This window comes from Streptococcus huangxiaojuni (genome assembly GCF_040930515.1).
Taxonomy (GTDB): Bacteria; Bacillota; Bacilli; order Lactobacillales; family Streptococcaceae; genus Streptococcus; species Streptococcus huangxiaojuni.
Genome location: NZ_JBFQEG010000044.1, coordinates 1 through 6,470, shown reverse-complemented (window position 1 = coordinate 6,470; position 6,470 = coordinate 1). Strand labels below are relative to the sequence as shown.

Here is a 6,470-nt window from a genome sequence, read left to right as displayed (position 1 = left end):
AGGAGAGAAAGAAACAACCATGAGTCCATTCCATGACTCTATTGTTCTGGAAAACCTTGCAATAGTCAAGCTATAAAATTGTTAACACTTGGGATTGAAAATCCCCATAAACTTATTTTACGAGGAGTGGTATTGTGGAATTAGCTGAAATTCGTCAAAAAATAGCAGAAAATCAAGAGAAGTTGACTGACTTCAGGAGGTCTCTTTGACTTAGAGCGATTGGAAGAAGAGATTGCCCTTCTTGAACATCAAATGACTGAACCGGATTTTTGGGATGACAATAAAGCTGCTCAGAAAACATCGCAGGAACTCAGTGAGCTGAAATCAACCTACGAAACCTTTCAAAATATGGCCGAGCTGTGTGATGAAACAGAGCTCCTTCTGGAAATGCTTCCGGAGGATTCGTCTTTGCAAAAGGAATTAGAGGAAAAGCTGGCTGAGCTGGCTAAAATCATGGCTAATTATGAGATGACTCTGCTTTTATCAGAGCCTTACGACCATAATAATGCTGTTTTGGAGATTCACCCGGGTTCAGGCGGGACTGAGGCCCAAGATTGGGGAGATATGCTTTTGCGTATGTATACCCGTTTTGGTAATGCTAATGGTTTCGCGGTTGAGCTTTTAGATTATCAGGCCGGTGATGAGGCTGGCATTAAGTCAGCTACTTTAGCCTTTACTGGAGCTAATGCTTACGGACTTTTGAAGTCAGAAATGGGCGTGCACCGATTGGTGCGCATCTCTCCTTTTGATTCTGCAAAACGCCGTCATACTTCTTTTGCGTCAGTTGAAGTGATGCCTGAGCTCGACGATACTATCGAGGTAACCATCCGAGACGATGATATCAAGATGGATACTTTTCGTTCCGGCGGTGCCGGCGGTCAAAATGTCAATAAAGTTTCCACCGGTGTCCGTCTGACTCATATCCCGACAGGGCTTGTGGCAGCATCAACGGTTGACCGTACCCAGTATGGTAACCGTGAACGAGCGATGAAACTTCTTCAGGCTAAGCTTTATCAGTTAGAAGAAGAAAAAAAGGCAGAGGAGATTGATGCCCTCAAAGGGGATAAAAAAGAGATTACCTGGGGCAGTCAGATTCGTTCCTATGTCTTTACGCCTTATACGATGGTCAAAGACCATCGAAGTGGATATGAAATCGCTCAGGTTGATCGAGTGATGGACGGTGAACTGACAGGCTTTATTGATGCCTATCTCAAGTGGCGAATGGCTGATTAGGTATTTATTTCTGTCAATATGAGATGCTGGCTGGACTGGCAGTGCCTTGTGATGAGGGGCTTGCATGGACAGTCAGCAATATGAAAATGAATAAGTTTTAGTCGGTCTTATACTTTTTGCGCAGAAGAGTTAAGATCATACGTCAAGACTTTTTCTGCGTTAAAAATTTAAAGAAAAGGAAAGAAAAACATGGCTTTAATTGAAATGAACGGTGTCAGCAAAAAGTACCACCGTTCAACCACTGCCCTGAGAGATATTACTATTTCGGTGGATCAGGGTGAATTTGTTTATCTTGTTGGTCCGTCTGGAGCAGGGAAATCAACGTTTATCAGACTGCTTTACCGGGAAGAAGCGCATACTAAAGGAACGCTCAGGGTTGGCGAGTTTAATCTGGATAAAATAAAGAAACGGGAAATCCCTATGCTGCGCCGCAGTATTGGAGTTGTTTTCCAAGATTATAAACTGCTTCCGGCCAAAACGGTCTATGAAAATGTTGCATATGCGATGCAGGTTATCGGTGCCAAAAAACGTGACATTCACAGACGCGTTACGGAGGTTCTTGATTTAGTCGGATTGAAACACAAGATGCGTTCTTTCCCCGATCAGCTGTCAGGCGGTGAGCAGCAGCGTGTCGCTATTGCCCGGGCAATTGTCAATAACCCTAAAGTACTGATTGCCGATGAACCGACAGGAAACCTTGACCCCGAAATTGCTTGGGAAATTATGCAGCTTCTGGAGCGGATTAATGTCCAAGGAACGACTGTGTTAATGGCAACTCATAACAGCCAAATTGTTAACTCACTTCGCCATCGCGTTGTCGCAATTGAAGATGGTCGTGTGGTACGTGATGAAGAGGAAGGAGAATACGGTTACGATGATTAAAAACTTTTTCCATCACTTATGGGAATCAATGAAAAGTTTGAAGCGTAATTTTTGGATGACACTGGCTTCGGTCAGTTCGGTGACAATTACGCTGACTCTGCTGGGCATTTTCGGTGCAGTTCTGCTCAACACTGAACGTTTGGCAAGCGGGATTGAAAATAATATTCAAATCAATACTTATCTGCATGTTGATTCAACAGATAACTCTGAAACGACAACTGATCCTGCCGGTCAGACGATTGCCAATGAAAATTATCACAAAGTTTATGATCAGATTGCGGCCTTGTCAGGGGTTAAATCCATCACCTTTTCCAGCAAGGATGAGCAGCTGAAGCAGCTTCAGGATACCTATGGTGATGACTGGTCACTGTTTGACGGCGATTCTAACCCTCTGCAGGATGTTTATATTGTTGAAGCAGCTGACCCTGAGGATGTCAAAACCATTGCAGACAGTATTAGCGGGATCGAAGGTGTGGAATCTGTTGATTATGGCGGTTCTGATTCGGACCAGCTTTTCAGATTTGCTAACTTAATACGGACCTGGGGTCTTATCGGTACTGGTTTGCTTGTTTTTGTAGCTGTCTTTTTGATTTCAAACACGATTCGGATTACCATCATTTCAAGACGCCGCGATATCGAAATTATGCGGCTGGTTGGTGCTAAAAATTCTTATATTCGCGGTCCTTTCTTTTTTGAAGGTGCTTGGGTTGGCTTTTTAGGGGCAATCATTCCTTCACTGATTGTTTACTTCCTTTATTTATATGTATACAGAGCCTTCAGCCCAAGTTTGGAGCTGCAGAGCCTCTCGCTGTACGAACCCGGCTTTTTCATTCCGTCCTTAATTGGTGTTCTGTTTCTTATCGGTATTGTTATCGGATCAATCGGTTCACTGCTTTCAATGCGCCGCTATTTGAAATTCTAAAATAGCAGTCGATCAAAAAAACCTGCCTTTTAAAGGCAGGTTTTTTTAGGTAGCAAAAGGACTTGCCAAGAAACAAACTGGCAAGTTTAGCTGCAGAAAGGGTGAGTCTGGCCGCGTCAACCGCTTGAATATCCGGCTGCTTTTAGCCATTTTACTGTAAAAAAGGATTGAAATTTTTTTCATGAGCAATGGTAGTATTCATTCCATGGCCGGGATAGACTTTATAGTGATTGGGCAGAGTGAAAAGTTTCTGCTTAATACTGGAGATCAGTGTCTCCAAATCACCGGTCGGCAAATCGGTCCGTCCGATAGTTTCCTTAAAGAGAGCATCTCCTGTCAAAACCAGCTCATCGTCAGGGAAAATAAAGGAGACCCCTCCGGCAGAATGGCCCGGCGTTTCAACAACAGTAAAATGAAAACCGGCAATGTGATAGGGAATTTGATAAGTAAAATAGTGCTCTGCAGGCCGTGCAGTGATGTCTGCCATATCTTGATGCCGATCAAGGCCTGAAAGATTGTCTTTCGGGGAGCCCAGCCAGTCGGCTTCTTTTTCTGAGACATAAACCGGCGGGCTGCCGAAAGAATCACGCACAAGATCCAGACTCATAATATGATCGTAATGTGTATGGGTCAGAAGGATAGCAGCTAGGGGCTTTTTTAAGGTTTTGATTCGCTCAATAATCGCACTGCCCTTGCTTCCGGGATCAACTAGGATAAGGGCCTGCTCATTACAGAGAATATAGGTGTTTTCACGGGCAACCGGATTTAGTAATTTATAAACTTCCATATCTTTTAGTGTAACAAAAAATCCTTGATTTTAAAATAAAAAGCAAGGTCTTTTGCGCTTTTTAAAGGGAGCTGTTTTTGAAGGCTTATGCCTGCCAATTCTCTTTATTTGAAGAGACAGCTCACTGGAAATTATCTGAATTGATATTATTTTCAGAAAACTTACTAGAAATCAGCCTTGAATTATGGTACACTGGAAGAAAAACAAAAATGAGGTAAATGAAATGACAAGACCAATGAATTTTGTGATGATTTCTCCCCATTTTCCTGCTAATTTCGAGACATTTGCTCATCGGCTGCATGAAAGTGGTTTTCATACACTTGGTATTGCAGATGCTCCTTATGACGAGTTAAGCACCGGTCTCCGGGAAAACCTGACAGAATACTATCGTGTAGATAATATGGAAGATTATGATCAGGTTTACCGCGCAGTAGCATATTTTGCTCATAAATACGGCCGGATTGACCGTATAGAATCACACAATGAATATTGGCTGGAATTGGATGCTGCTTTACGGACGGATTTCAATGTTTTTGGCTATAAAAATCAAGATATGCTAGCCATTAAAACTAAGGCACAGATGAAGGAGATTTTCCGCCAGCATGGGCTGAAGGTTGCCAGAGGCCGAGTATTCCATACAGATGATGAGGCGCGTGCCCTCGCTGCTGAACTAGGTTTTCCTGTTATTATTAAACCCAATTCCGGTGTCGGTGCTTCGGATACCTATAAACTGAGATCTCCCGAAGCCTTAGAAGACTTTTTTACTTATAAAAATGCCGATGTCGAGTATATCATGGAAGAATTCGTTGAAGGCGATATTATAACCTTTGACGGCTTAACAGACCATGATGGCAATATTGTCTTTTATTCCAGTTTGGAATACTCTGAGGCAGTACTGGCAACCGTGGAAAAAGATCATGACATGTTTTACTATGTACCGCGGGTTATTGCTGATGATTTGATCCAAGCCGGTAAAATCTGCGTCGACGCTTTCAAGGTCAAGGAACGTTTCTTCCATTTTGAATTTTTCCGTCTCAAGGAGACCAAAGAGCTGATTGCACTTGAAGTTAATTGCCGGCCGCCCGGCGGACTGACTATTGATATGTGGAATTATGCTAATGATTTTGATATCTTTAGAGAATATGCCAATATCGTACGGGATAATATTTTTGAAGCTGAAATTACACGTCCTTACAATGTTGTTTATATTTCCCGTAAAGCTAATCAGAATTATGCTCACAGTGTTAATACTGTTGTTGATAAATTCAGGCCCAATATTATCAGCGTAGAGGCAGTACCGGGCATTTTTTCTAAAATTATGGGAGAGGTGGGAATCCTAGCTCGAACAGAGAAAATAGAAGAAATGCGCGATATTGTTCAATTTGCACATGCTAAGCAGTAAAAATGCAGCATTACCAATAAAAGAAAGTGCTCAGACAGGTATAAGTCAAATCCCTTTGCCATAGCCGCTTGCAGTCTGCCTAAATCAGCTTTTATTAAGATTTTTACAGTCTGTTAAATAAGACAGTCAAATCCAGAAGCAGCATGATTTCATTTAAAATTAAAAAACAGCAAAAAGCTGTAAGACCGCTGTATTTGTCTGTGGGCCGAAGCGGCGTGGGAGGGGCTGTCCCAGTCGCTTGAGATAACATTAAGGAGAGAAGAAAAAATTATGCATTTTGAAAGAAGAAGTCACTGGTCCGGGGAACTCGGCCGGGAAATGTATTTTAATATCTACGGCCATGCCGGAAAACCGATAGTTGTTTTTCCTTCATCAGGGGGGAGTCAAAATGAATACGGTGATTTTGGCATGATCGAAGCCTGCCAGCATTTCATTGACCGCGGTCTTATTCAGTTCTACACTCCGGAATCGTACGATAGTGAATCCTGGCTGAATTTAGGAAAATCCGGTCACGACATGGCTTTAGCCCATGAAGCCTATGACCGTTACATTGTCAATGAACTGGTTCCGCTTATCCGCTATGAGTCCGGCTGGCAGGGGGGCCTTGCTGCAACTGGCTGTTCAATGGGAGCTTATCATACCGTTAATTTTGCCTTACGCCACCCTGATCTTTTCGATCTTTCTATCGCACTTTCAGGTGTTTATGATGCCCGCTTTTTTACAGGAGAATACTTTGGCGATAATGCCGTTTACTACAATTCTCCTATTGATTATCTTTGGAACCAAAATGATCCGTGGTTTCTTTATCATTACAGGAAGAATCGCTTTGTCATTGCTGTTGGCCGAGGGGCTTGGGAAGAGCCGCATATCGCAGATACCAAACGCTTAGAAGAAGCCTTTGCAGCCAAATCAATTCCTGCTTGGTTTGACTATTGGGGAAAAGATGTTGCTCATGATTGGGATTGGTGGCGCCAGCAGATGCCCTATTTTCTGGGAAAACTTGAAGCAGAAGGCCGGATTTGAGCTTTTAAAATTTCGCTTTTGTTATCCCTCTTCTAATCAGCCACTGCGTCAAACGCATATGTCTAAAAAAGTGAAACGAGGCCGGACCTTTGTCCCAATGTCATTAAGATAAGCTCTCACTCTGTCAAAAAACCTATTCCAAAGCACCTCTATTATGACTGAATTTGGAATAGTTTTATGATTTATAGAATTTAGAGCGCACAAAAGTAAAGGTTTCTCAC

General features: G+C 42.6%; 6 protein-coding genes. 5 read left to right on the top strand and 1 reads right to left on the bottom strand.

The features are described 5' to 3' along the window. The first annotated feature begins 134 nt into the window (after positions 1-134). The 3 genes from prfB (at position 135) to ftsX (ending at position 3,037) form a co-directional block, all read left to right on the top strand. Positions 135-1,233 (top strand): peptide chain release factor 2 gene (prfB, locus tag AB3329_RS11485; protein WP_368396297.1). Its coding sequence is split into 2 segments (ribosomal slippage): positions 135-206 and positions 208-1,233, totalling 1,098 coding nucleotides; the frame shifts between segments, so codons are not numbered across the junction. Positions 1,234-1,422: 189 nt separating this feature from the next. Beyond that, positions 1,423-2,115: a cell division ATP-binding protein FtsE gene (ftsE, locus tag AB3329_RS11480; RefSeq protein WP_368396296.1), complete on the top strand. Its 693-nt coding sequence runs from the start codon at positions 1,423-1,425 to the stop codon at positions 2,113-2,115. Further along, positions 2,108-3,037, top strand: a complete 930-nt coding sequence (gene ftsX / locus AB3329_RS11475) for a permease-like cell division protein FtsX (protein WP_368396295.1) — start codon at positions 2,108-2,110, stop codon at positions 3,035-3,037. Before ftsE ends, ftsX begins: the two co-directional genes overlap by 8 nt. A 151-nt stretch (positions 3,038-3,188) precedes the next feature. Here the strand turns inward: ftsX and AB3329_RS11470 are convergent, their stop codons facing one another. Continuing rightward, a complete protein-coding gene (locus tag AB3329_RS11470; RefSeq protein ID WP_368396294.1) occupies positions 3,189-3,824 on the bottom strand; it encodes an MBL fold metallo-hydrolase in 636 nt (211 codons plus the stop codon). A gap of 223 nt (positions 3,825-4,047) precedes the next feature. On the opposite strand from AB3329_RS11470, the gene AB3329_RS11465 reads away from it, so the two are divergent. Then, complete coding sequence (locus AB3329_RS11465) at positions 4,048-5,226, top strand: ATP-grasp domain-containing protein (protein WP_368396293.1); 1,179 nt, start codon at positions 4,048-4,050, stop codon at positions 5,224-5,226. Between the two features lie 270 nt (positions 5,227-5,496). Continuing rightward, positions 5,497-6,249 (top strand): esterase family protein, encoded by a 753-nt coding sequence (locus AB3329_RS11460; RefSeq protein ID WP_368396292.1) that lies wholly within the window; start codon positions 5,497-5,499, stop codon positions 6,247-6,249. Positions 6,250-6,470 lie beyond the last annotated feature (221 nt).